Source organism: Sedimenticola sp., from assembly GCF_050289425.1.
Lineage (GTDB): Bacteria > Pseudomonadota > Gammaproteobacteria > Chromatiales > Chromatiaceae > Sedimenticola.
The window spans coordinates 23,009-46,591 of sequence record NZ_JBNKFS010000005.1; the positions used below are offsets into that span (position 1 = coordinate 23,009).

25 protein-coding genes are annotated in these 23,583 nt (G+C 59.5%); 12 read left to right on the plus strand and 13 right to left on the minus strand.

Going from position 1 to position 23,583, the window contains the following annotated elements; translation table 11 throughout:
* Positions 1–60: 60 nt before the first annotated feature.
* On the minus strand, positions 61–750 hold the full coding sequence (locus tag ACQY5R_RS04545; protein WP_428605063.1) for a c-type cytochrome: 690 nt from the start codon (positions 748–750) through the stop codon (positions 61–63).
* 262 nt (positions 751–1,012) lie between these two features.
* Here ACQY5R_RS04545 and ACQY5R_RS04550 point away from each other — a divergent pair, with 262 nt between their 5' ends.
* Positions 1,013–2,470, plus strand: coding sequence for a class I adenylate-forming enzyme family protein (locus tag ACQY5R_RS04550; protein WP_428605066.1), 1,458 nt, complete (start codon positions 1,013–1,015; stop codon positions 2,468–2,470).
* 7 nt (positions 2,471–2,477) lie between these two features.
* Here ACQY5R_RS04550 and ACQY5R_RS04555 read toward each other — a convergent pair whose 3' ends face one another.
* The 8 genes from ACQY5R_RS04555 to ACQY5R_RS04590 form a co-directional block, all read right to left on the minus strand.
* Positions 2,478–2,747, minus strand: coding sequence for a biotin/lipoyl-containing protein (locus ACQY5R_RS04555; RefSeq protein WP_428605069.1), 270 nt, complete (start codon positions 2,745–2,747; stop codon positions 2,478–2,480).
* Positions 2,744–3,121: a tautomerase family protein gene (locus ACQY5R_RS04560; RefSeq protein WP_428605071.1), complete on the minus strand. Its 378-nt coding sequence runs from the start codon at positions 3,119–3,121 to the stop codon at positions 2,744–2,746. Before ACQY5R_RS04560 ends, ACQY5R_RS04555 begins: the two co-directional genes overlap by 4 nt.
* 7 nt (positions 3,122–3,128) lie before the next feature.
* Positions 3,129–4,130 (minus strand): D-cysteine desulfhydrase family protein, encoded by a 1,002-nt coding sequence (locus ACQY5R_RS04565; RefSeq protein WP_428605074.1) that lies wholly within the window; start codon positions 4,128–4,130, stop codon positions 3,129–3,131.
* 25 nt (positions 4,131–4,155) lie between these two features.
* The gene (gene menC, locus ACQY5R_RS04570; RefSeq protein WP_428605076.1) at positions 4,156–5,211 is read right to left on the minus strand and encodes an o-succinylbenzoate synthase; all 1,056 of its coding nucleotides are present in this window, start codon (positions 5,209–5,211) and stop codon (positions 4,156–4,158) included.
* The gene (locus ACQY5R_RS04575) at positions 5,211–6,080 is read right to left on the minus strand and encodes a 1,4-dihydroxy-2-naphthoate polyprenyltransferase (protein ID WP_428605079.1); all 870 of its coding nucleotides are present in this window, start codon (positions 6,078–6,080) and stop codon (positions 5,211–5,213) included. The genes menC and ACQY5R_RS04575 overlap by 1 nt, the downstream gene beginning before the upstream one ends.
* Positions 6,081–6,096: 16 nt before the next feature.
* On the minus strand, positions 6,097–6,927 hold the full coding sequence (menB, locus tag ACQY5R_RS04580; RefSeq protein ID WP_428605082.1) for a 1,4-dihydroxy-2-naphthoyl-CoA synthase: 831 nt from the start codon (positions 6,925–6,927) through the stop codon (positions 6,097–6,099).
* 141 nt (positions 6,928–7,068) lie between these two features.
* Positions 7,069–8,790, minus strand: a complete 1,722-nt coding sequence (gene menD / locus ACQY5R_RS04585) for a 2-succinyl-5-enolpyruvyl-6-hydroxy-3-cyclohexene-1-carboxylic-acid synthase (RefSeq protein WP_428605084.1) — start codon at positions 8,788–8,790, stop codon at positions 7,069–7,071.
* Entirely contained in the window at positions 8,783–10,168 is a 1,386-nt protein-coding gene (locus tag ACQY5R_RS04590; protein WP_428605087.1) for an isochorismate synthase, read from the minus strand. The genes menD and ACQY5R_RS04590 overlap by 8 nt, the downstream gene beginning before the upstream one ends.
* A 364-nt stretch (positions 10,169–10,532) precedes the next feature.
* Between ACQY5R_RS04590 and ACQY5R_RS04595 the strand changes: the two genes are divergently transcribed.
* The 4 genes from ACQY5R_RS04595 (at position 10,533) to ACQY5R_RS04610 (ending at position 14,531) form a co-directional block, all read left to right on the plus strand.
* Entirely contained in the window at positions 10,533–11,138 is a 606-nt protein-coding gene (locus tag ACQY5R_RS04595) for a c-type cytochrome (RefSeq protein ID WP_428605090.1), read from the plus strand.
* A 365-nt stretch (positions 11,139–11,503) separates the two neighbouring features.
* Positions 11,504–12,151, plus strand: coding sequence for a thiol:disulfide interchange protein DsbA/DsbL (locus tag ACQY5R_RS04600; protein WP_428605093.1), 648 nt, complete (start codon positions 11,504–11,506; stop codon positions 12,149–12,151).
* Between the two features lie 28 nt (positions 12,152–12,179).
* The gene (locus ACQY5R_RS04605) at positions 12,180–12,950 is read left to right on the plus strand and encodes an endonuclease/exonuclease/phosphatase family protein (RefSeq protein ID WP_428605096.1); all 771 of its coding nucleotides are present in this window, start codon (positions 12,180–12,182) and stop codon (positions 12,948–12,950) included.
* Positions 12,951–12,953: 3 nt separating this feature from the next.
* Positions 12,954–14,531 (plus strand): GGDEF domain-containing protein, encoded by a 1,578-nt coding sequence (locus tag ACQY5R_RS04610; protein ID WP_428605099.1) that lies wholly within the window; start codon positions 12,954–12,956, stop codon positions 14,529–14,531.
* On the opposite strand, the gene ACQY5R_RS04615 is transcribed toward ACQY5R_RS04610, so the two are convergent.
* Positions 14,518–15,126, minus strand: a complete 609-nt coding sequence (locus ACQY5R_RS04615) for a hypothetical protein (protein ID WP_428605102.1) — start codon at positions 15,124–15,126, stop codon at positions 14,518–14,520. The genes ACQY5R_RS04610 and ACQY5R_RS04615 overlap by 14 nt on opposite strands.
* A 128-nt stretch (positions 15,127–15,254) precedes the next feature.
* Here ACQY5R_RS04615 and ACQY5R_RS04620 point away from each other — a divergent pair, with 128 nt between their 5' ends.
* The 5 genes from ACQY5R_RS04620 to yidD are packed head-to-tail and all read left to right on the plus strand — an operon-like array spanning position 15,255 to position 18,423.
* Positions 15,255–16,118, plus strand: a complete 864-nt coding sequence (locus ACQY5R_RS04620; RefSeq protein WP_428605105.1) for a metal ABC transporter solute-binding protein, Zn/Mn family — start codon at positions 15,255–15,257, stop codon at positions 16,116–16,118.
* Positions 16,115–16,846: a metal ABC transporter ATP-binding protein gene (locus tag ACQY5R_RS04625; protein ID WP_428605108.1), complete on the plus strand. Its 732-nt coding sequence runs from the start codon at positions 16,115–16,117 to the stop codon at positions 16,844–16,846. Before ACQY5R_RS04620 ends, ACQY5R_RS04625 begins: the two co-directional genes overlap by 4 nt.
* Before the next feature lie 19 nt (positions 16,847–16,865).
* Entirely contained in the window at positions 16,866–17,720 is an 855-nt protein-coding gene (locus ACQY5R_RS04630) for a metal ABC transporter permease (RefSeq protein ID WP_428605111.1), read from the plus strand.
* A complete protein-coding gene (locus ACQY5R_RS04635; RefSeq protein WP_428605114.1) occupies positions 17,717–18,184 on the plus strand; it encodes a transcriptional repressor in 468 nt (155 codons plus the stop codon). Before ACQY5R_RS04630 ends, ACQY5R_RS04635 begins: the two co-directional genes overlap by 4 nt.
* Positions 18,181–18,423: a membrane protein insertion efficiency factor YidD gene (gene yidD, locus ACQY5R_RS04640; protein ID WP_428605117.1), complete on the plus strand. Its 243-nt coding sequence runs from the start codon at positions 18,181–18,183 to the stop codon at positions 18,421–18,423. Before ACQY5R_RS04635 ends, yidD begins: the two co-directional genes overlap by 4 nt.
* A gap of 301 nt (positions 18,424–18,724) precedes the next feature.
* On the opposite strand, the gene ACQY5R_RS04645 is transcribed toward yidD, so the two are convergent.
* Positions 18,725–20,170: a glyceraldehyde-3-phosphate dehydrogenase gene (locus tag ACQY5R_RS04645; RefSeq protein ID WP_428605120.1), complete on the minus strand. Its 1,446-nt coding sequence runs from the start codon at positions 20,168–20,170 to the stop codon at positions 18,725–18,727.
* Positions 20,171–20,480: 310 nt separating this feature from the next.
* Here ACQY5R_RS04645 and ACQY5R_RS04650 point away from each other — a divergent pair, with 310 nt between their 5' ends.
* Complete coding sequence (locus tag ACQY5R_RS04650) at positions 20,481–20,906, plus strand: hypothetical protein (protein WP_428605123.1); 426 nt, start codon at positions 20,481–20,483, stop codon at positions 20,904–20,906.
* A 49-nt stretch (positions 20,907–20,955) separates the two neighbouring features.
* Here ACQY5R_RS04650 and phbB read toward each other — a convergent pair whose 3' ends face one another.
* On the minus strand, positions 20,956–21,678 hold the full coding sequence (gene phbB, locus ACQY5R_RS04655; RefSeq protein WP_428605126.1) for an acetoacetyl-CoA reductase: 723 nt from the start codon (positions 21,676–21,678) through the stop codon (positions 20,956–20,958).
* 501 nt (positions 21,679–22,179) lie between these two features.
* Between phbB and ACQY5R_RS04660 the strand changes: the two genes are divergently transcribed.
* Positions 22,180–22,869 carry a hypothetical protein gene (locus ACQY5R_RS04660; RefSeq protein ID WP_428605129.1) on the plus strand — a complete coding sequence of 230 codons (690 nt, stop codon included), beginning with the start codon at positions 22,180–22,182 and terminating at the stop codon, positions 22,867–22,869.
* Between the two features lie 15 nt (positions 22,870–22,884).
* On the opposite strand, the gene ACQY5R_RS04665 is transcribed toward ACQY5R_RS04660, so the two are convergent.
* Positions 22,885–23,583, minus strand: a complete 699-nt coding sequence (locus tag ACQY5R_RS04665) for an exonuclease domain-containing protein (RefSeq protein ID WP_428605132.1) — start codon at positions 23,581–23,583, stop codon at positions 22,885–22,887.

The window sequence follows — 23,583 nt, forward strand, 5'->3', positions numbered from 1 at the left end:
GATCCGGTGTAGGGGCAACCCCCTGTGGTTGCCCGGATGGTTGGTGATCCGATTTGAAGCTCAATCGTCCATGACTGAGAGGTAAGCGAAGATATCGGTCAAGTCCTGGTCGCTGAAATCGTTCAGCAACTCCTCTTCAGGTTCGTCGGGATCGTGGATCCGCCTGTGGGTGCGCAGTTGTTCCACCTGGCGCCACAGGTAGCTGGTGTATTGTCCGGCCAACATCGGCACCGCCTTCTTGTGGTTCCCCCAACCCTCCTTACCGTGGCATGAGTCACACTCTTTGTTGTAGAGTTTGCTGCCGCGTTCAATATCGCCTTCCGCCTTGGGGATCTGCATGGTCATTTTCGATTCCAGCAGACGCGCGTATGCATCAAAGTCCGGGGCATTTTCGTCTATCGGCGAGAGCTGAGTCTTCAACTTGATCTCTGAAAGGTAACGGGCGATGTCGTAGATGTCCGATTCAGGCATCTGGCGATCGTCGATATACTCCACCATGGCCAGGTTCTTGCGCTTGCGGTCACGAAATAAACGCAACTGATTCATGGTGAATTCAATCGGTTGGGCCGCCAGGCGGGGGTACTCGCCATCCTTGCCGCCCTGGCCGAATTCGCCGTGGCAACCGGCACAGAGTTCATTGATCTCTTCGCCGTTGTCAGGATCGTAATCGTAGGGTTGTGCCTGCAGGGGGCTCGCCAGACAGAGTGCCAGTAATGCTGCAAATGAAATCAGGGCTCTTGGATGTAACATGGAAATTCACTTCTCAAAAACGGCCAGGAAACAAATGGGCGTCAATGCCGAATTCGGTTCCGGGTTGCCAAAACGATATCGGATATCCAATCTCCGCCGCACGGATTTGACACACTCCCAGATGCTTGGGTGCGGTTGCCCAAATAGTGCCGTATTGGAACAGAAAACCGGGTAAAGTTATTTTGACTCTAGTCAAATCCGTGCATATTTAACTATTTTAGCGCCCGTATATGATCCTAGATCCTCTCACTAAAGGTAAACCATGGTAACCCGCTTATCCTCTCCCGGCCGTTGGCTGGCCGTTAGAAGCGCGCAGACTCCCCGGGCTCCGGCGCTATCGGGTATCGGGTCCCTCGACTATGCGCAGCTTGCGAAGACGGCGGCCGGCCTGTCCACCCAGCTGGCCGAGCAAGGGGTCGTTCAGGGCCAGGTGGTGGCGGTTCAGTCAGGCCAGGCAGCGGTACTGGCCAGCATGCTTTACGCCGCCCTGTACCGGGGTTTTACCCTGTTACCGCTGGATCCGGGTTTATCGCCCGATCGCCGCGAAAAGCTACTGGCGGCTTGCGGATGCAATCTGCTGGTATCTCACCAGGCGCCGTCAGGGACAGCGCTGAAATGGCTGGCAGTGGATGTACTGTTTCCGTTGCAGGCAAAGGATGGCTTCAAGGCGGTTCAGGTCGCTTCTCCTGTGCCGGCTACTCCGCTACAGGGTGAGGCGGTGCAACTGATCATTGCCACCAGTGGCACTACCGGTGATCCGAAAGGGGTGATGCTCAGTGCCGCCAATCTTGCAGCCAGTGTCGCCGCCTCTGAGCAACGCCTGGGGTTGACCGCGGGAGACAGCTGGCTGGCCTGTCTGCCACTATCCCATATCGGCGGTCTGTCGATTCTGTTGCGCTGTCTGGCCGCCGGCGCCCGGGTGTTGTTGCCGGGCGGTTTCGATGCGGAACGGGTGTGGCGGCAGATCGCAGACGGATCGGTGACCCATCTCTCCCTGGTGCCGGCCATGTTGGATCGACTGTTGGCCCAGTCGGCAGGGCAGCCGCCGCCCGCCACGCTACGGGTGGTGCTGATCGGAGGCGGACCGCTCTCCGGGGCACTGGCCGAACGGGCCCATGCCGCCGGCTGGTCGCTCTGTGTCAGTTACGGCATGAGTGAAACCGCGTCCCAGTTTGCCACCGACTGTTCTCCCCGGGCTGGACTCGAATCGGGGCAGGTGGGGCGGCCGCTGGATGGCTATGAGGTGGCACTGGGTGAGTCAGGTCGTATCCGGGTGCGCGGCCCGGCAGTGATGCGCGGTTATGCCAATACACAGGGCGAGGCAGGCATAGGCCTGGAGCGGGGCTGGTTCGAGACCGGCGATCTGGGCCGTATCGATGAGCAGGGATGTCTGACGGTAATCGGCCGGGCTGATGACCTGTTGGTCAGCGGCGGCAAAACGATTCACCCGGCCGAGGTGGAAGAGCGGCTGCTACGGTGTCCCGGTGTAATCGGGGTTGGTGTCACCGGTCGCCAGGATCCGGTCTGGGGTGACACCCTGGTGGCGCTGTTTGTCGGCGACATCGAGGCCGAGGCGTTGGCCGAATGGTCCCGGCTGCACCTGCCCGGCGCCCTGCGCCCGCGCCAGTTTCTGGCGGTGGGCGAGTTGCCGCTCAACGCCATGGGCAAACTGTCACGTCCGGCATTGCGTGACCTGTTGTCCACTCTGGGGAATTCCTGAAACGCGCTCAGTCCGGTTGCAGGGTGAGGATTAGCACGCCTTCGGTCACGGTGTCGCCGATCTCGAGATGCAGGGCACTCACCACCCCCGAGCAGGGGGCGGGGATATCCAGGTTGGTTTTGTCGGTTTCCAGGGAGATCATCGGTTCATCGCAGCGCAGTCGATCACCTGGATTGACCAGGATATCGCTGACCAGCAGCTCCCCGTCACGGCAGGCCCCGCAACTGTCCCAACACTCCGGTAGGGCCGGCAGGCGGACTTCGATCGCGCCGCTCATGCCGGTTGTTTATGCGATCCCGCGGGTTGACCGTTGAGTCCCCAGTTTTCCAGCGCCGGTTCATGGATCAGAATCATGATGTCGCGGGCATCGATAGCGGCGGCCTGGAACAGGTTATCGGTAATCTGTTGGTAGAGCGCCGCTTTCTGTTCCCGGGAGCGACCGGGAAAGGAGGCGATCTCCACCGTCAACAGGTCTTCCGAGCGCCCCTCCGGGTAGAACAGATATTCGGGGGCAATCTCGATCAGACGTTGGTTACGGCTGGTATCGGGTACGCCCAAAGCGTTCACCGTGGCGGCGTGGATCGCATCCATGATGGCGTGAATTTCGGCGGTCGGGCGGCCGGCCCGTAGGGTAATGGTAACAATGGGCATAAGATTCTCAGTGTTGAGGTTCAATCAGTGATTCGGCATTGGGGAACAGTGCCGGGGCACCGCCGGTATGCCAGAACAGCAGGGTATCGTCCGGTTCGAAGCACCCCTCTTCGATCAGCTGTAACAGGCCGCCCATGGCGCGGCCGGTATAGACCGGGTCGAGCAGTATTCCCTCGGTGCGGGCCAACAGATTGATGGCGTGGCGCTCCCGTTCGCCGACCACACCATAACCGTCGCCGGTAAAGCGCGCTTCCAGTGTGATGTCGTCCGGACTGTAGCGGTGTTCGATGCCGAACAGGGCCGCGGTTTCATTGGTCAGGGTGAGGAGCTGCTCGGCATAGGCGTGGGAGGTCTCCTCCTTGTCTATGCGGATGCCGATCACCTGGCAATTGAGCTCGGCCTGGTGGGCGCCGACGATCAGGCCGGCCTGGGTGCCGCCGGAGCTGGAGGCGAACAGCATGTGGCTGATCTGCTGTTCCCGGTTGCTCAGCTGGGTCTTCAGTTCTGCGGCGGCATGCACGTAGCCCAGGGCGCCGGTGGCGCTGGAGCCGCCATAGGGGACGATATAAGGTTTCTTACCGTCGGCCCGCAGCTGTTCGGCGATGGCCGGAATCTGCTCACCCTTGCGCAACGCACCGCTCCAGTGGATGTGGGCGCCCAGTAGCTGGTCCAGCAGTAGATTGCCCTGTGGCGTGGCGGGCGCCTCGCCCCCTAGTACCAGATGACAGTCGAGACCGTTAGCGGCCGCCGCTGCTGCGGTCTGGCGGCAATGGTTGGACTGGGCGGCGCCGCCGGTGATCAGGGTGTCGCATTCCTGGTCCAGGGCCGCGCCGAGCAGGTACTCTAGTTTGCGTGTTTTATTGCCACCCAGCGCCAGGCCGCTCTGGTCGTCCCGCTTCATCAAAATACGCGGTCCCCCCAGGTACTCGCTGAGCCGTGGCAGGCTCGTCAACGGGGTGGGGAAAAAGCCCAGAGTGGTTCGTGGGTGCTGGTCCAGTAAGGTATGCATGGGTACGCTCTCCGCCGTGGTGACACTATTCCAGTATAAAACCTGTGCCCGGTTCCGTTCCAAGTACGGCATGTCCGGCGCTGATCGGCGGCGGATGGCCGATATCCCGGGCAAACCAGGCGGCGGTGGCCAGGCCGTGGATGGCGGGGGCAGTCAAGGCGTTGGCGGCGGCCGCCAGATCACACAGCGGCCAGAGGCCGGCGCTGCTCTCCAGGGTGCTGGTGATGACGCAATTGAGGCCCTGTCGGTAAGCCGCCTGAATCAGTTTGAGACTGGGCGTCAAACCGCCCAGGCAGGTCGGTTTGATGATCAGCCGATTGACCGGGATCGCCCATTGCGATGGTTGGCCAAGGTACGGCGGCAGGGATTCATCCAGCGCCAGATCGAAATCGGCCAGGGCTTGCAGTGTGCACAGGGTGTCCGGGTCGGGCTGTTGCAACGGCTCCTCCAGGGATTCGATCGGCAGCCGGTTAAGTTGCCGGATCAGTTCGCGGGCCGTGCCGGCCGGCCAGGCCCGGTTAGCGTCCAGGCGCAGGCGAATCCCGTCCGGCAACTGCCGGCAGAGTGCGCTGAGTTGAGCCAGTTCGGTCTCCGGCGGGGCGAGGCCGAGCTTCAGTTTCAGGATCGAAAAACCTGCATTGACGGCGGCCGTAGCCCGCTGGGTGACGCGGCTGTCCAGGCGGCCGATAGCGGCGTTGAGTGGCACCGGCTGCACCGTCGTGGCGCCCAGCAGTTGGTACAGCGCTACTCCGCGTTGCTTTGCCTGCAGGTCGAGCAGGGCTGTCTCCAGGCCGCAGCGGGCGGCCGGACAATCGGTTGCCTCGGGCAGTTTCCGCCAGGATTGATCGGCCGCTTCGCCGATGAGTCGGGCGTGCTGTCGGTCCAGCCAGCGCCGGGTTTGCTCCAGGGTTTCGGTCCCGGCTGACGGCAGGGGGGCGGCATCGCCGTAACCGCAACGGCCGGCACGGTCGGTTAGCCGGATCAACCAGCCTTGGCGTTCGTGCCAGCGGCCGGCGGCGCTCTGCCAGGGCGAAGCAAAGGGGAGCCGATAGGGGATCAGCTCGACGGCGGTGATCGGCATCAGAGCAGCAATCCGAGGCTCAATAGCCCGCCGTACAGCATTTGCAGTTTGGCGGTGTTGGCCAGGATGGCGTTGAAGCCGCGGCCCAACGGTTCCCGGGAGAACCGGTGCAGCAGCCAGAGGGCAAACGGCAGGCACAGCACCACCAGCCAACTCCCGTCGAAACGGTGATTGAAGATGATCGGCAGGGCGAAGGGTAGGATCAGCAGCAAGACGTAGAGCTGGCGTGCCCGCTCCCGGCCCAGGTAGTGGACCAGGGTCAGTTTGGCGGCGCGCTCATCGGTCTCCAGGTCGCGGTAATTATTCACCAACAACACGGCGGCGGCGAGCAGGCCGATGGCGGCGGCACAGAACAGGGTTTCAGGCGAAACGGCGTCGGCCTGCAGGTAATAGCTGCCGCTCACCGCCAACAGACCGAAAAAAATGAAGACAAACAGTTCGCCGCTGGCGCTATAGGCGATGGGCCTGGGCCCACCGGTATAGGCGTAGCCGGCCAGCAGGGAGAGCAGGCCGATCACGACGATCGGCCAGCCGCCGACCCAAGCCAAGTAGATACCGATGATGAAGGCTGCGCTGAAACTGATCAGGGCTGCCCGTTTCACCTGGACGGCGCTGAACCAGCCCTGGGCAGTGGCCCGTTCCGGACCCAGCCGGTCGGGTGTGTCGGCCCCGCGTTCGAAATCGGCGGCGTCGTTATACAGGTTGGTGCCGATCTGGATCAGCATCGCCGCCAGCAGTGCCGTCACGGCCGGCAGCCACTGCAGCCGGTGCAGTTCGGCCCAGGCCAGGGCACTGCCGACCAGCACCGGTACCACCGATATGCCGAGGGTTTTGGGGCGGATGGCCAGCAGCCATTGTTGTATCTGCATGTGGCGATAGACCGGTTCAGGGACGACGCGGGAATTTGTTGAAATCGACCTGACGCTTCTCCACAAAGGCGTCCCGCCCCTCCTGGGCTTCGGGGGTCAGGTAAAACAGCCCGGTGGCGTTACCGGCCAACTCCTGGATACCGGCCAAGCCATCGGTTTCGGCATTGAACGAAGCCTTGAGCATGCGCAACGCGGTGGGGGAGAGTTGCAACATCTCCCGGCACCACTGCACGGTTTCGTTTTCCAGCTCGGCCAGCGGTACCACGGTGTTGACCAGTCCCATCTCCAGCGCCTGTTGGGCATCGTACTGGCGGCACAGGAACCAGATCTCCTTGGCCTTTTTTATCCCCACCGTGCGGGCCAGCAAGCCGGCGCCGAAACCGCCATCGAAGCTGCCTACCCGGGGTCCGGTCTGGCCGAAGCGGGCATTGTCGGCGGCGATGCTCAGGTCGCAGATCAGATGCAGCACGTGGCCGCCCCCGATGGCGTACCCGGCCACCATGGCCACGACCGGTTTGGGCAGGGTGCGGATCTGGCGCTGCAGCTCCAGTACATTGAGATGCTCTACTCCCTGGCTGTCGCGGTAGCCGCCGTCACCGCGGATCGATTGGTCGCCGCCGGAACAGAAGGCACGGTTCCCGGCGCCGGTCAGGATGATGGCGCCGATTTGCGGGTCGAGGTGGGCATGGCGAAACGCCTGGATCAGCTCCATCACGGTTTCCGGACGGAAGGCATTGTGTACCTGCGGCCGGTTGATGGCGATCTTGGCGATCCCTTCGGCCTGGTGATAGAGGATGTCACTGAATTGGATTCCCTCTGGAACCTGCCAGTCGATGCTGCTGCCCATAGCTACTCCGGTGGTCTGGTCACATAAAGCGGGCATTTTAAACAAAAGCGGCCCGGCGGGGGGTAAAAAATGCGCCCGGGGCGCAGTGTGGAGACGGCTCGCGCTGGCCAAATGTCCGGTGTGGCGTGTCTCCGGTCGGTGCTAGCGCATCTCGCTTGCCAGGGCGGCGGCTACCTGGGCGCGATAATGGCGGTGGTGCGCAATACTGAATGCCCGGTCGATGATCACTTCGATCAGCTGTGGTCCGCCCAGTTGCAGTGCCTGGTCCAGGGCGGCAGGGAAGGCGGACTGCCGGGTGACCCGCTGGTAGCCCAAGCCGTACAGTGTCGCACTGTGTCGAAAATCCAGATGGGTGGCGGTGTTCCAGTAGGCGTCGTAGCCGGGCAGGCTGGCCTGTGGCAGGTAGCCGAAGATGCCGCCGCCGTTGTTATTGAGGAGCACGATTACCAGGTCGCGTCCGGCGGCGGCCAGCAATCCGTTCATGTCGTGATAGAAGGCCAGGTCCCCCAATAGCGCCACGGCTGCCGGATAACCCTGGTTGGCCATGCCGATGAAGGTGGAGAGGTTGCCGTCGATGCCGCTGACGCCTCGGTTGGCATGCAGATGCAACCGCTTTTCCAGTCGCCCGCTCCAGCTGTCGAGCTGGCGGATCGGCATGGAGTTGCCGCTGAACAACAGGCTGTTTTCCGGCAGGGCCGTCAGCAGGCTTTGGATCAGGCACCCCTCAAACGGTTGGTCATCCAGGGTGGTCGGTGACATCGCCTGCTGACTGATCTGCTCCCGTGTCTGAAAACGCTCGAGCCAGTCGGCCGGGGCTGGTGCGGGGGCCAGTGCCGCGATGGCGACACAGAGCCGGGTTGGGTCTGCGCTCAGGCGTATTTCGGTGTGGGGTGGATCGACCGGCCACTGCCGGTAGGGGTCGCACAGGATGACCGGGGCGGCGCTCTGCTCCATATAGTGCAACAACGTCTTGGCGACCGGCAGTGCGCCAAAGCGCAGGATCCAGTGCGGTTTCAGTTCAGCTTGGTCGCTGTGGAGAAAGGCGTCGTAGCGGCTGATCACCAACGCCTTATCCGGTGGGGCAAAGCGCAAGTTGCTGAGCGGATCGGCCAGTATCGGGCACTGTAATTGTGTCGCCAGACTGGTGACGGCGGCGGCGAAGGGTTCGCCCAGATCGGTGGCGCCACAGAGTATGATTCCCGGCTTTCCCGACAACTGCGCGCAGGTGGCACGTAATGCCTCGTTTTCAACCGCCGGAGTGGATACCGGGGGAGGCGAAAGCGCTGCGGGTGGCGGCAGCTCGGGTGGATGGGCGGGCACCAGCGGTTCGCGAAACTGCAGGTTGATCTGCACCGGTCCGGGGTGAGGCTGTAGCGCCTCGCGGGCGGCCTGGTTACCCAGTTGCCAGAGCCGTTGCCGGGATGCCGGATCGGGTTCTGCCGGTCCCGGATCGTGAAAGGTGCGTAGGTGACTGCCGAACAGCCGTTGTTGATCGGTGGTCTGGTTGGCGCCCCAGCCGTGCAGTTCTGGCGGGCGGTCGGCGCTGAGCAGGATCAGTGGCAGGTTGCTGTGGCTGGCCTCAATCACAGCCGGATACCAGTGGGCCGGGGCGCTGCCGGAGGTGGCGATCAGGAGCGTCGCGCGGCCGCTGGCCCGGGCCTGGCCGAGGGCAAAGAAGGCGGCGCATCGTTCGTCGACCTGGAGGGTGATGTTGATGGCAGGATGGGCGTCGCAGGCCAATACCAGTGGCGTGGAGCGGGATCCGGGGGAGATGACGGCGTCGGTAATGCCGCTACTGGCCAGTCCGTCGATCAGGGCATAGGCCCACAGCAGATTGCCCACGCCCGACGGCTGCTCAGGCATGCTCCAGCGCCTCCAGCATGGTGCCGAATTTCAGCTCGGTCTCCTGGAACTCGGCGATCGGACAGGATTCGCTGGTCACGCCGGCGCCGGCAAACAGTTCGGCGTTCTCGCCACTCAACAGGGCGCAGCGCAGCAGTACCGCCAGCTCACCGTCGCCTTGCCGGTCGAGCCAGCCGGCTGCGCCGGTGTACCAGCCGCGTGCCGCATTTTGATGATCACTCAACCAGCGTCCGGCGTTGGCGCTGGGGAAGCCGCTGACGGCGGCGGTGGGGTGCAGGGCGTCGGCAATCTTCAGCAGGGTCGCGTCGCCCTGCAGTTCACCGCTGATACCGGTCCACAGGTGCTGCAGTTTACGCAGCCGCTTCAGGGTTGGTTTGGCCGGGGCTGTCAGGTCGCCACAGTGTGCCGCGAGGCTGGCCAGGATACCCTGTACCACCAGGTCGTGTTCGTGACGTGACTTGGGGTCATTCATGAGTTGCCGGCCCAGCCGCCGGTCCTCTTGCCGTTCCGGCGAACGGTGAATGGTGCCGCCGATGGCGTCACAGCTGATGCGGTGGTGTTGGCGGGTGATCAGCCGTTCCGGTGTGGCCGCGGCGAAGGTGCTGCCATCCAGCCGGATCGCGAACAGCAGGCTGCTGGGATAGAGATCATCCAGCGAGGCCATCAGGCGGGATGGGTTCAGTGGATGGTCGGCGCGCACGCTGATACGTCGGAACGGCACCACTTTATCCAGGCTCCCCTGGCGGATCTGCTGGGTGGCTTCACGGACCTGAAGGATCCATTCTTCATAGGAGGGCATGGCGGCGGTCCGGGAGATCCGGTTCGGTCCCGGATTGAGCGGCGGTTCGTGCAGCAGGGCGGCGGTCAATTCTTGCAACAGGTGTCGGCTGCGCAGACGGACGCGTCGCCGTGAGCGGTGATTGAAACTGAAGGTGACGGCACAGCGCTCGGGCGTCTGGTGTAGCAGCAGTTCGGGAAAAAAGATGGCGGCATTCGGCAACCCCGACCAGCTTTGTTGCATCGGATCATCGGGATCGAAGGCGAATCCGGTGAAGGCGGTGGCGTGGAACCCGCTCGCATCCGGGTCCAGGTGGAGCCACCGGGTGCGCTGCTGTTCGAATTGATCGGACAGCCGGTCCAGCCGCTCACTGCCGCAAGTGCTGAGGCGTAGCGCCTCGCCGATACCGAGCAGATATCGCTGGCGGCTCGGCTCTCCCCAGTAAAACCAGCTGCCATCCAGTGGCGGCAATCGCTGCAGCCGCAACTCCGGGGTCACCAGGGTGATACTGGCGAGTCCGTCACTACCAGCCGGCAAGGTTGCCAGGAAGGTATCGAGGCGGTCCAGTATCGTCTCGATCGGGGATGGCCGATTGGGCATGTGGCTTTGCCACCTCTCGTGTGAAAAGACAGGGCTGATCATACTGCATTCTGCCGGGGTCACGCATTTCATCAGGTGATGATTCGGCTGCATATGATAATTATCAAGCCAGGCCTCAGTGTGTAAATCAGCGGGACGTGGGCGTCGGAACGGATCTGTGCAGAGGGTTTTTTATGGGCCTGGATAAGCCGGGTGAATTTGACCGGGAGCGGCGGCATCTGGTATACATGCACGGCTTTTTTCGGTCCCCGGGCGATTTTCAATCGATACCCGGGGTGTTTGATTTCCGGGGGGTAATCGAATATTGCCGGCCGGTGGGTTTTCTAACGACTGAGGTGAGTCAGTCGACACAGCAGGTTTGACCATGAATAAATGGCTAGTATCAGTTTCCGTCCTTTTGGCTATGGCCGTTGGCGTTGCTCAGGCAGCCGGCGATCCGGCAGCCGGTAAGACCAAATCCACCACCTGTCTCGCCTGTCATGGCGCGGATGGTAACAGCGCCAATGCTGTATGGCCGAAGCTGGCCGGACAGCACCCCAGCTATATCAAGAAGCAGCTACAGAATTTTAAGGCGGGCGTACGCAAAAATGACCTGATGTCGCCGATGGCAATGCCCCTCAGTGAGCAGGATATGGATGATCTGGCCGCTTACTTCAGCAGCCAAACCCAGGCCCCCGGCACGACCGCAGCGGATAAAGTGGAACTGGGGTCAAAGATCTATCGGGGCGGCAATGCCGAGACCGATGTGGCGGCTTGCATGGCTTGTCACGGCCCCGCCGGTGCCGGTAACCCGACCGCTAAATTTCCACGCATCGCCGGCCAACATGCCGCCTATGTGGAGAAAATGCTGAAAGACTTCCGTTCCGGCGCGCGCGCCAATGACAATGCCAAGATGATGCGCAATGTGGTGGCCCGCATGACCGACGCGGAGATCGCCGCCGTCGCACAGTATGTGCAGGGTCTGCACTGATCTGTTGAAGGCGTAGCGCCGCTAATCCAGGCTCTTCCCACTTCGGGGCAACCCCCTGCGGTTGCCCCATCCCCAGGGTGGCATCGATGACCGACTGCCGGGTATTTATCCTGGCTCGTGCCGGCTATCTTCATCTCATGGGTGCCGGGGTCGACACTAATCTTTCCTTTAAGGGATAGCTTTCCTGCGTGATGATGTGGACTGTGGCTAAGTCCTGTTGCCTCCCCTCAGCCACTCTCGTTGCCAGGCTATTGAACCCTGGCGCCGTTGGTCGGTCGGAGAGAGACAGCCTGTTGCTGTTTTTTGTTGGAATATTGCTCAATAATTGAATTGATTGGCCGCTCTATCCCCTCAGAGGTACTAATATGAAGAAACATACGCTTGTTTGGCTGCTGTCCCTGTTTGCCTGCCTGTTCCTGGCTTTTGATGTATCCGCTCAAACCACGTTTGAAGAGGAGGTGCATTACTTCTCAATCATCCCTGAGCAGCCCGGTGCAGAAGGGGATAAGGTACAGGTGTTGGAGTTTTTCTGGTATGCCTGCCCCCATTGTTACAAATTGGAGCCACACCTTAAAAAATGGCTGGAAAAGAAGCCGGACAATGTCGAGTTTGTTCGCATCCCGGCCATGTTCAAGCGGGCGGATGTGGTGTTACATGCCAGGACCTTCTATGCCTTGACCTTGATGGGTGTTGAAGATGAGCTGAATGCAGCGCTGTTTGATGAGATACATGTAAAGAAAAACCGCTTGACCAATGCTGCCGATATGGAGGCTTTTCTGGAGAAGAAAGGGGTCGATCTGGAAGCGTATCGAAAAGCCATGAAGTCTTTTGCGGTACAGACCCAGGCGCGCCGTGCCGAGGTATTGGCCAGCCGTTTCGATGTTCGTGGCGTCCCGACCTTTGTGGTGGATGGGAAATTCCGCACAAGTGGTTTGGAAGGCGACCAGCAGATGCAGGCGGTGGACTACCTTATTGACAAGGTGGTCGCTGAAAAACGACAGAAAACGCAGTAAACTGATATTGGTTTACCGGGGAGTTCCAATGGGCAACAGTGGTGATCTGCAGCGTCTAAAGCTTCTCAGCTATAACATACAGGCTGGCATAGACACGCAGCGCTATCGTCAGTATTTGACCCAGAGCTGGAAACAGGTTTTGCCGCACCGGGAACGGTTGGTCAACCTTAACCGCATTGCCACGGTTATCCGCCACTACGACATTGTTGGCCTGCAGGAGGTGGATTCCGGGAGCCTGCGGAGCGGCTTTGTCGATCAAACCGAATACCTGGCTAACCAGGCGGCATTCCCCTTCTGGTATAAACAGGTTAATCGCAGTCTGGGTAAGTTGGCCCAGAATAGCAATGGTCTGCTGTCGCGTATCCGCCCGTCGAAAATCTCCGAATATAAATTGCCCGGCTTGCCGGGAAGAGGCGTGATCGTTTGTAATTTTGGTGGTGATACCGGTCTTACCGTCTGTATCATGCATCTGGCGTTGGGGCGCCGTGCGCGCTTGCGTCAGGTGGCCTTTATTCGTGAGTTGGTCGCCGACCTGCCCCATGTGGTGGTGATGGGCGATCTCAACTTTGGCTGCGACTCACCGGAGATGCGCCTGCTCACCGGAACCAGCCGCCTTACCCAGCCGGCATGCGAGATGAACACTTTCCCCAGCTGGCGACCGATACGGAAGATCGATCACATATTGGTCTCCGATTCACTTCAGGTGGAGAATGCCAAAGTGGTGGAATACCCGCTTTCCGACCACCTACCCATTGGTATTGATGTTATTATTCCTTCAGGAATGCGTCTGGCGGCCTGATCTATGAGCGAACAAGAAACAACAGTAACCCCCCAGGACTGGAAGGTTCGCTATCTGGATTTGGCGCAACAGCAGTCGACGGAAAAGGCCGCGGCCGCCGAGACCGAAAAGCTGCTCTGTCGCATAATTATTCGCCTGACCCTGGCCACCAATGGATTGGATCCGGCGCTCGATCCTCATCTTGCCGCGCTTCGCAATGCGGTACGCAAAGGTGTTCAGGAAGACCTGAAAGATCGCCTGGCGGCCATTTCTGAAGCCCTGATCCGTGCCAATGATGAGCCTGCGGCTGCTGAAGCAGATGAGACCCATCTGCTCCCACGCCTAATCAGTCGCTCCGGTGCGACCGGTCGCAATGCCGGAAAACTGCGCAAGTTGACTGAACAGATGGTGGCGGAGGGTGATGCCGTCACGGATCAGCAGATAGATCGTTTTCTACGCCTGTTGACCCATGTGGAAAGCCAGCAATCCGGCCCCGGCTTTCTCCGGCGCTTCTTTCCCCTGTCCGGTGGTGACGCGGACGTGACTCCGGCTCCGACAGAAAGCCTATCCCCGAATCAACAACTGCTTAAACTGCTCGAAAAGCTGGATTGGCCGGCCCAGCTGAGTCTTGATATCCGTCGCCTGGAGATGGAACTGGCCGCGCAGAGCGATGGGGCCGTTTGGGTTGAAGTGATGTCGTCGCTGCTGTCACTGCTTTCCCGCTCGGTCGGTGAAGTGCATACGGAGATCCAGGATACCCGCGGCTTTCTTAAGGAGTTGACCCAGCGTCTGGTGGAGATCGATCAGCATGTCAGCAGCAGCAAGGAGCTGCGGCAAAAATCGATGGTCGAGGGAAGGGCGCTCGGTATGGCGATGCGCCAGCAGGTCGGCGGAATCCGCTCCAATATGGATGATGCCACCAGCCTCCAGCAACTGCGCAAGGAGATTGCGCACCGTCTGGATGCCATCGAGACACACATGGGCCGCTTCGTCGTCAATGAAGGAGAGCGCCATAAAGAAGCGGCTCAATTAGAAGACCAGTTACGCAAGCGCCTGGAAGAGGTGCAGGGTGAGAGTCGCGAACTGCGCGCCAAGATGATTGAGGCGCACCGCCAGGCTGCTACCGATACGGTGACCGGCTTACCCAACCGACTCGCCTATGAAGACCGGCTGGATCAGGAGTTCGCTCGCTGGAAACGCTTTGGCGAACCGCTGACGTTGCTGGTTTGGGATATTGATGACTTTAAGCGTATCAATGACCGTTATGGTCATCATGCCGGCGATAAGGCGTTACGCATTATCGGGCAGAGTCTGCTGCTGGGTCTGCGCGAAACCGATTTTGTCGCCCGCTTCGGCGGTGAAGAGTTCGTCATGCTGCTTACCGGCACCAACGCTGAAGATGCCAAGAACGTGGCCGAGACCGCCCGCCGGGAGGTGAAAGAGAGCGGTATCCATTCGGTGGGTACTCGGGTCGAGGTTACTATCTCCTGCGGACTGAGTGAGTTTACCCAAGGCGATACGCCGGAAGATGTCTTTGCCCGGGCAGATCGGGCGCTGTATGAAGCCAAACGGGCGGGCAAAGACCGCATTATTGCCCACTGACCCCCCCCTCTTTGTCACCGTCGGTGACGGCCTCTTCAATCCCCCTCAATGGCGGCTGGGCGTAAAAGTAATCCCACGGTTCCCCCGTCTGTTGCAGGGTCTCCATCAAACCGGCGGTCGGTACCGCTTCTCCCGGAAACACCTGGGAGATGGTGATAAATAGCCGCCCCGCTCCCGCCATCTGTCGCCAGTTCAGCTCATGCCAGGCACATCGGTGGCCGCACCGCGGACAGCACACCTCCTGTTCGATATCGGATAAGTGATCTCGCCAGTTGTCGTACGGATGCCGGCAATGATGGCAGCGGGGCGGGCGGCTGTTGCTGCCGCCGATCAATCGTGGTGTCGGGTAGGGTCCCAGTAACTGTACCGTGCAGACGGCATCATCCGCCGTGTCGTCGGATACCAGCGGCAGGTTGGGCGAGCAGCCGAGAAAGGTGAGGCGCTGCAGAAGATGTTCGCCGGCCAGGAAGTGGTTCGGTGCATCCTTCAGTGGTACGCCCGTGAGTCCGGTTTGCGCCAGCCGCGCCAGTAGGGCGGGTAGCGCCGGTAGTGGCATATCGAGGGTGGGATGAAAAATCAAATAGCCGGGATTCATGGTCAATCGGTTGCCTCTGCTCAACGGTTTGTCGCGGGCATAGTAGCGGATATTGCGCCGTAAGTGTCCCGATCGGTTTTGTTATGTGATAACATAACAATTTACTCTTAACCGTCGAAACTTAGCCCATGCGTTTTATCTTAAGAGGGGTGTTGCTGTGGTTGCTCTTTACGGCAACGGTCTCCGCCGAGCCATTGTCGATCTACGTCAGCATTCTGCCGCAGAAGTTTTTTGTTGAACGGCTGGGTGGCGAGCATGTGCATGTGGCGGTGCTGGTCGAGCCGGGCCAGAGCCCGGAGACCTTTGAGCCCTTGCCCAGACAGATGGCGGTACTCTCCCAGTCGGCGCTGTTTTATCGCATCGGCGTACCGTTCGAGGATGCCTGGATCGATACCCTTCAGCGGACCCACCCGGGTATCGCCTTGTTGGACGCCCGGCAGGGCGTGCGCCTGCGTGAAATGGAGCCGGCGGGCGGACACCCGCATGAGTCGGGGCATCGACACGAAGGGGTTGATCCCCATATCTGGCTGGATCCGGCCAACGTGCGGGTCATGATTGGCTATCTTCGGGATCGCTTGATTGCCCTGGATCCTGCCCATGCCGCGGATTACCGGGAGAATCATGCCCGTTTCTATCAGGAACTGGTCGCCCTCGAACAGGAGATCCGGGAACTGTTGCGGCCTCTGCATGGGCGTCCGTTTATGGTATTTCACCCCTCCTGGGGCTATTTTGCCGATGCGTTTGGTTTGCGGCAGTTGGCGATTGAGAGCGAAGGAAAAGAGCCGGGGGCGCGCAACCTGATGCGGCTGATCGATCAGGCGCGTGCGCAGCAGATTAAGGTGATCTTCATTCAGCAGCAGTTTGGTCAGCGCCAGGCCGCTGCGTTGGCCGATGCCATCGGCGGACGACTGGTGGCACTGGATCCGCTGGCTGAGTCCTATATCGAAAACATGCGTACGATTGCCCGGGCAATCGGTGGAGCTTACCCATGAGTGGCGCGCCGGTAGTATCGCTAGAGAATCTTTCATTCTCCTACGGCGGGCCTTGTGTGCTGGACCGTGTCAACCTAAAGGTAGTGGAACGGGAGTTTCTCGGCATTGTCGGGCCCAACGCGGGCGGCAAAAGCACGCTGCTGAAACTGATGTTGGGGCTGCTGGATCCGCTCAGGGGCAAGGTGCGGGTGTTGGGCGAACGCCCCCAGCGCAGCCGTACCCAGATCGGTTATGTGCCCCAGTATCCCCAGTTCAGCCGGGACTTCCCCATTACCGTTGAACAGACGGTGATGATGGGGCGGCTGGGTAAGTCCGGTATTTTTGGCCATTACCGGCGTCGCGACCGGGAAGTGGCCCGGCAGGCGATGCGCGAAACGGAGGTATTGGACCTCGCCGCCCGCCAGCTTTGCACGTTATCGGGCGGTCAGCTACAGCGGGTATTGATGGCTCGGGCACTGGCCTGTGAACCGCAGATTTTGATGCTGGATGAGCCGACTGCCAATATCGATATGCGAATTGAGACGGAGATTTTCGATCTGTTGAAACGATTCAACCGGCGTATGACTATCATCGTGGTTTCCCACGATGTCGGCTTTATCTCCGGTTACGTGAATCGGGTCGCCTGTCTCAATCGCACCCTGATTTGTCATCCCACGGCGGCTATCGACGGCGATACCATTCGTACCTTGTACGACGCCGACGTGAAGAGGGTGGAGCATCGGCATTGATGGAGACGGCAGGCAGATCATGATGGAATTTTTCAGCGCTCTCTGGCAACACCCGTTTCTGCAACAGGCTCTGATTGGCGGTCTGCTGGCGAGTATCGGCTGCGGTATCATCGGCAGCTACGTGGTGGTCAAGCGGATCGGCTTTCTGGCAGGGGGGATCTCCCACAGCGTTCTGGGCGGGATGGGGGTTGCCTTCTTTTTCGGTATGAGCCCGCTCGGCGGGGCATTGCTGGCGGCGGTTGGGGCGGCGTTGCTGCTCGGCTGGGTACGACTCACCTGGCGCGAGCAGGAAGATACCCTGATCGGCGCCCTGTGGGCGGTCGGCATGGCGATCGGTATCCTGTTTATCTCCAAGACGCCCGGTTACAGCGTCAGCCTGATGAGCTATCTTTTTGGTAATATCCTGATGGTGGACTCAGTCGATATCTGGATGATGGCGGGCATCGACCTGGTTATTCTGTTGACCATTTCGTTCTGTTACCAACAATTTCTCGCGGTCTCCTTCGATGAAGAGTTTGCCCGGCTGCGTGGCGTGCCGGTCACCTTTTTCTACCTGCTGCTGCTCTGCATGGTGGCAGTGACAGTGGTGCTGCTGATTCAGGTGGTGGGGCTGATCCTGGTGATTGCGCTGTTGACGCTGCCGGCGGCAATAGCGGCCCATTATGTGCATAGCCTGGGTAAGATGATGCTGTTGGCGACGTTGCTGGGTGCCCTGTTTACGGTGTCGGGGCTGGTGCTTTCTTATACGCCGGACCTGCCGGCCGGTGCGACGATTATCCTGGTGGCCGGGATCAGCTATCTGGTTTCGCTGCTGTTTACCACCGCCCGAAAGCGCCGGGCATTACGCAGACAACTGCAACAGGCGGTGTCATGAAGTCGGATTATTGCCAGGACAGCTGTCAACAGGTACTGCACAAGGCAGAGCGGTTGTGTGAGGGGCGGGGTGTGCGCTTGACCTCGCAACGGCGTCAGGTGCTGGAGATCCTCTGCGCCAGCCACAAACCGATGGGTGCCTACGATATTCTCGACCTGTTGAAGCGCGACGTACCGGCCGCCAAACCGCCGACGGTGTACCGTGCGTTGGAATTTTTGCTGCAACAGGGGTTGGTGCATCGTATCGAGTCCCTTAACGCCTATGTCGGTTGTATCCATCCGGATCATCCCCACGCCAGCCAATTCCTGATCTGTCGTGACTGCGGAGAAGTGCGGGAGTTGGAGAGCCAGACGGTGGACCGTACCTTGGGTAGCGCCATTCGGGAGTGTGGTTTCAAGGCTGACTCCCGGGTGATTGAAGTGACCGGACGTTGCCTGCGTTGTAGCAAGCAGGGGGTAGTATGAAGCGCTTGGTTCTGAAACTGCTTCAGGGATACAGTTACCTGATCAGTCCGCTACTCGGAAACAACTGCCGCTATTTTCCAAGCTGTTCCGCCTATACCCGTGAAGCGGTGGAGATCCACGGCGTGCTACGTGGCTTATGGATGGGTACGCGGCGCATCCTGCGTTGTCATCCGTTTCATGAGGGGGGCTACGATCCGGTACCGGGATCGCCCGAGTCGGAGTGCCGGCATAAGCATTGATGACGATACGGCGCCACAGTGATTGACTGTAGGGGCCGGCCCCTGTGTCTGCCCTTTTTCAACCGTATCACCACCTGCCGGGCAACCACGGGGTTGCCCCTACACCGAACCTGAAAACCACCCCCCCGGGTCCTGTAGGGGTGGGCCCCTGTGCCAGTCCTTTTTCAACCGTATCGCCATTGTCCGGGCAACCACGGGGGGTTGCCCCTACATCCATCCCTGTGCTCCGCGGCATAAGTCCATCCCTGGACAAAAAAAGCCGGCCACAAGGGCCGGCTCGGGGGGGGCCTGAAGCGGGGGATCAGGCGGGTAAATTGATCAGTTTGAGTCCGGTCATATTCTGCATGACGCGAATCACCTGATTGCTGTAGCCGGCTTCGTTGTCATACCAGACATAGAGTACGGCGCGGTTGTCTTCAACGATGGTGGCGGCCGAGTCGACGATGCCGGCCTGGGTGGAGCCGACCAGGTCGCTGGAGACCAGTTCGGTGGAGGTGGTGAAGCCGATCTGTTCACGCAGTGCCGAATTCAGCGACGCCTCCCGCAACAGTCCGTTCAGCTCTTCCACGCTGGTGTTCCGCCCCAGGTTCAGATTCATCAATGCCATGGAGACATTGGGCGTGGGGACGCGAATTGCATTGCCGGTCAGCTTTCCGGATAGTTCCGGCAGGGCCTTGGCCACAGCCTTGGCGGCGCCGGTTGAGGTGATGACCATATTGAGCGGCGCGCTGCGCCCGCGGCGCTCCGCCTTGTGGTAGTTGTCGATCAGGTTTTGGTCGTTGGTGTAGGCGTGGATGGTCTCGAGGTGACCGTTATTGATCCCCAGGGTGTCATTCAGCACCTTGAGTACCGGCACGATGGCGTTAGTGGTGCAGGAGGCGGCGCAGAGGATCTTGTCGTCCGCGCTGATCTCGTTGTGGTTCACGCCGTAAACGATATTTTTGATATCACCCTTGGCCGGGGCGGTGAGCAGCACTTTGGCCGTGCCCTTGGATTTCAGGTGCAGCCCAAGGCCTGCTTCGTCCTTCCAGATGCCTGTGTTATCCACAATCAGGGCATTGTTGATGCCATACTGGGTGTAATCGATGGAGTCTGGGGAGTCGGCGTAGATCACCTGGATGTAGTTGCCGTTGGCGATGATGGCATTGTTTGCTTCATCGATGACGATGGATCCATTAAACGGGCCGTGGACAGAATCCCTACGTAGCAGGCTGGCGCGTTTTTTCAGGTCACCCTCGCGGCCACCGCGAACCACGATAGCCCGCAGGCGCATTTTGTTGCCGGCACCGGTACGCTCGATCAGCAAGCGGGCAAGCAGGCGACCGATACGGCCGAAGCCGTAAAGCACCACATCCTGTGGTCCCGGCAGCGGGCTTTTTTTGCCGGTATTGATTTCAGCCAACTGCTGATCCAGGAATGCCTGCATGCTGAGTTGGTCTGCGACCTCCATATAGGCGTTGCAGAGTTTTCCCAGGTCCAGCCGAGCCGGGGCGAGGTCCATACCGGCGATCGCTTCCAGCATGGCAAAAGAGGTGGCGATATCCAGTTCGATACCGACCATCTGGCGGGCGTAACGGTGAGCTTTGAGAATATCGATAGTGGTGGCGTTCATCAGGCGCCGGCCGTACATCAGGATCACCAGCCCTCTGTCACGATATAGCTGTCCTACCAGTGGAATCATCTTTTCGGCTAGGTTTTGGCGATCCTTCCACTCGTTCAGGTACTGCTCACTTGCGCTCAAGCTCATATCTCAACCCCGTTCTAGCTTGCTGATTTTCAGATGTATGGAACGTTTACTGCCTATTGGACACCCGCGGTGTGCGTGGATCATACCAGAAAACAGCCATTTTGTGCGGTGCACGATAGAAAAAAGTTAAAAAATAATTGGATGATTGTACTAATGTGATTTTTTATCCGAGAAAAGCTTGATGGCGGCTAATTTATTGCTGCAAAAGTGAAAAATTCATCGATTGGGCTATGCTTTTCTAACCTGTGCCGGCTGAATGACTGGAGGGGAGATCGGGTTCAGGTACCGGCTTCTCTCGGGAGTGAAGACTATGGGTATGTTAGATAAGTGGTTTGGAAGCAAGCACGCCTATCCCCCCCTGGAGGCGGGTAGTGATGCGCAGCACTATCTGGATGATATCAGCGATGAACTGAAGGGCCTGGCGCGCCAAGTGCGGGGGCCGCTGGAGGTGATTCCCTCGGACCACGAGGCGTTCGTGTTTATTGGCAAACCGCCTCAACAGTTTGGTATCGCCTGGATACACGACGGTGAAGTGACCAGCTTCCAGAAGCTGGTGGAGGAGTGGCATCTGTCGAATGAACAGCGGAAAGCGTTTATTCATGAACTACAGGATGCCTATGAACATGCCGAGGGGGTGCGCCGTTACAGCGCCAGGATCGGTGGGCGAAAGATTACCGTTACACCCTCACCGCTGCTGGAAAGGGCGGTACATGAAGTGTTTGATCACATGCACTGAGGCGAGATGGATAACAGGCCACGGCCGAAAGCCGGCCGTGGCCGGGTCGTTAATACATATGTTGTCCGCCGTTGATGGAGAGGGTAGAGCCGGTGACGAAGCCGGCCTCATCCGACACCAGGAACAGCACTGCACGGGAGATGTCCTCGGGTTGGCCTAGGCGGCCGACCGGAATGGTACGGATAATCTTTTGCAGCACCTCGGCCGGCACGGCGCGGACCATATCGGTCTCGACGTAGCCCGGCGCAATGGCATTCACGGTAATACCCTTGGTCGCCCCTTCCAGGGCCAGTGCCTTGGTGAATCCGTGGATGCCCGATTTGGCGGCTGCATAGTTGACCTGTCCGTATTGACCGGCCTGGCCGTTTACCGAACCGATATTGACGATGCGTCCGAAATTGCGTTCGCGCATTCCTTCAATGACACATCGGCAGGTATTGAAACAGGAGGCAAGGTTGGTCTGAATGACCTTGTCCCACTGATCGAAAGTCATGCGGTGCATGGTGCCATCGCGGGTAATGCCCGCATTGTTGATCAAAACCTCGATCGGCCCCATGGATGATTCGATGGACTGTATGCCCGCGGCAACCTGGCCATAATCACTGACATCAAATTTGACCGCCTTGATGCCGGTGCGGTCGGTAAATTCGTTTGCCGCCTGATCATTGCCGCCGTAGTTGGCTACAACCTCATAGCCGCTATCCTTGAGTGCGACACAGATTGCCTCGCCAATGCCCCGTGTGCCGCCCGTTACTAGTGCTACTCGCCCCATGATCTACTCCTTCTGATACTTTTGGATTGTCAGATGTCGGTACGTCTGAGACATCGCGTTCCCTGTGGTCGGTGCTGTCATCGGAAGCACTTGCTAAGGAGCTATACACCGCTTCTGTTGCAGCAGAGTTAAGTCGCGTCAATGATAGGTGGGGTTCCGTTGATTGTTGTTTGACGCGGATTCCGCCTTCAGGGCTGATACCATACTACCGAAAAAAAGCGGCTTGTGAATGATAATCAATAAAACAGTGGGTGCTAATGTAGGCGGGGTGGCACAGGGAGTTGCCATTTGCCGTTAAATCACGTGAAATAGACCGTTTAGTCGGTCTATCCCGGATAGATCGCGCGGTTTCATAAGCGGCCGATGGTGAGTGGAAATCGGGTGCTGCTGAATGGTCGGGCCTGCTGGTTTGTCTGGCATGGCCAGATGGATGAGCCGGCGCGGTTGCTATGGATATAGCGGGTTCCAGATCGATGCCACCATCCGGACTACAAATATTAAATGAAATTTCTCGCCTTCTTTCATATCGCCTTAATCGTTATTTTTGCCGCGCTTAACGGCATCATGCTTTATCTATTCATGTTGCAACTTCCCTATGGCCTCGATCCCTTTCTGTACAGCCTAGCCTCATGGGACAAATTGAGTCCGCAGATCGTGTATGTGGCCGCGATCAGTGCGCTGCTGGCGGTGGTGGGTGCGATCCTGGTTCAGCGTCTGCCGGAGTTGTGGAAAAATCGTCTGCTGTACGCGCGGAATCAGTATCCGCATCCGGCCAGTGACGCCTTTTTAACCACCCGTAAACAGCCATTCGAATCGCTTCAATTACAGGCGAAATTCCCGATGGTGAAGGACTCCGGCTTCAGTCGCAAGGTACAGACGGAGGTGTGGCTGGATACCTATCGGCGGCACAGTGAAACACCGGTGGTTTTGAACACGAAACTGCATTGGGACATGTTGCGGGATATCTATCTGCTGAGTATCTATTTCCTCGGCTTCTTCCTGATCGGCTGGCTAATCAATATCGGGGTGCCGTTCCAGATTGTCGGTATCTATCTGTTTCTGTATGGCACCCAAACGCTGTTCCTGCTGTTTGCGGCGCGTCGGGTGGGGTATCGGATGGTGGACAATGTGCTGGCTCTGGAGCTGGGACTGGAAGAGGAGCGCAAACCGCTGGGAAGAAAGCGTAAATAGGCTATGCCGCGTTGTTTAACTGACCACGATCAGGTCCTTTAGCCGCAGCGACCGTTTGCTACTGCGGTAGGCGACCTGGGCCAGGAACAACTCGCCGGCCGCCAGCGCATCGGTCAGTGCGTTATGGGCCGGATAGCGTGGCAGCCCGTAGCGGGTGCGCGCCTTGGCCAGGCGCAGATCGCCGGAGCGGATTGCCTGGTCGCGCAAGCGGAATTGCCTTACCTCCAGTGCCAGGGTATCCACTACCGGGCAGAGAAATGGGTAACCGTAAAGGTTTTGGCAGGCGTGGTTGAGGAATTCGTACTCAATGGCGGCGTGGTGGGCCAACAATGCCTTGCCTTTCAGGGCTTGCAGTATTATCGGCAGTACTGTATCCAGCGGTTGTGCGCTAGCGGCCTCATCATCCAGGATCCCGTGTACCACCGCAGACGCTTCCGGAATGTTCACGGTCGGCCGAATCAATATGTGTGTGGCATCGTTTAACACCAGCCGATCGCCCCGGACGGTAGTAAAGCCGACGCTCAGGATCTGATCCTGGCTCGCCTCCAGTCCGGTGGTTTCAAAATCAATTGCCAGATAATCCACTTGGCGCCAATCGTTGTCCCGGTCCGGAAAGGGCGTGTCATAGTAATCGCGTAGCGGACCGTCCGGCATTTTGCGTGTCCACCAGTTGCGTCGCTCTTCCAGATTGAAGAGGTACTTCCAGATCGACAC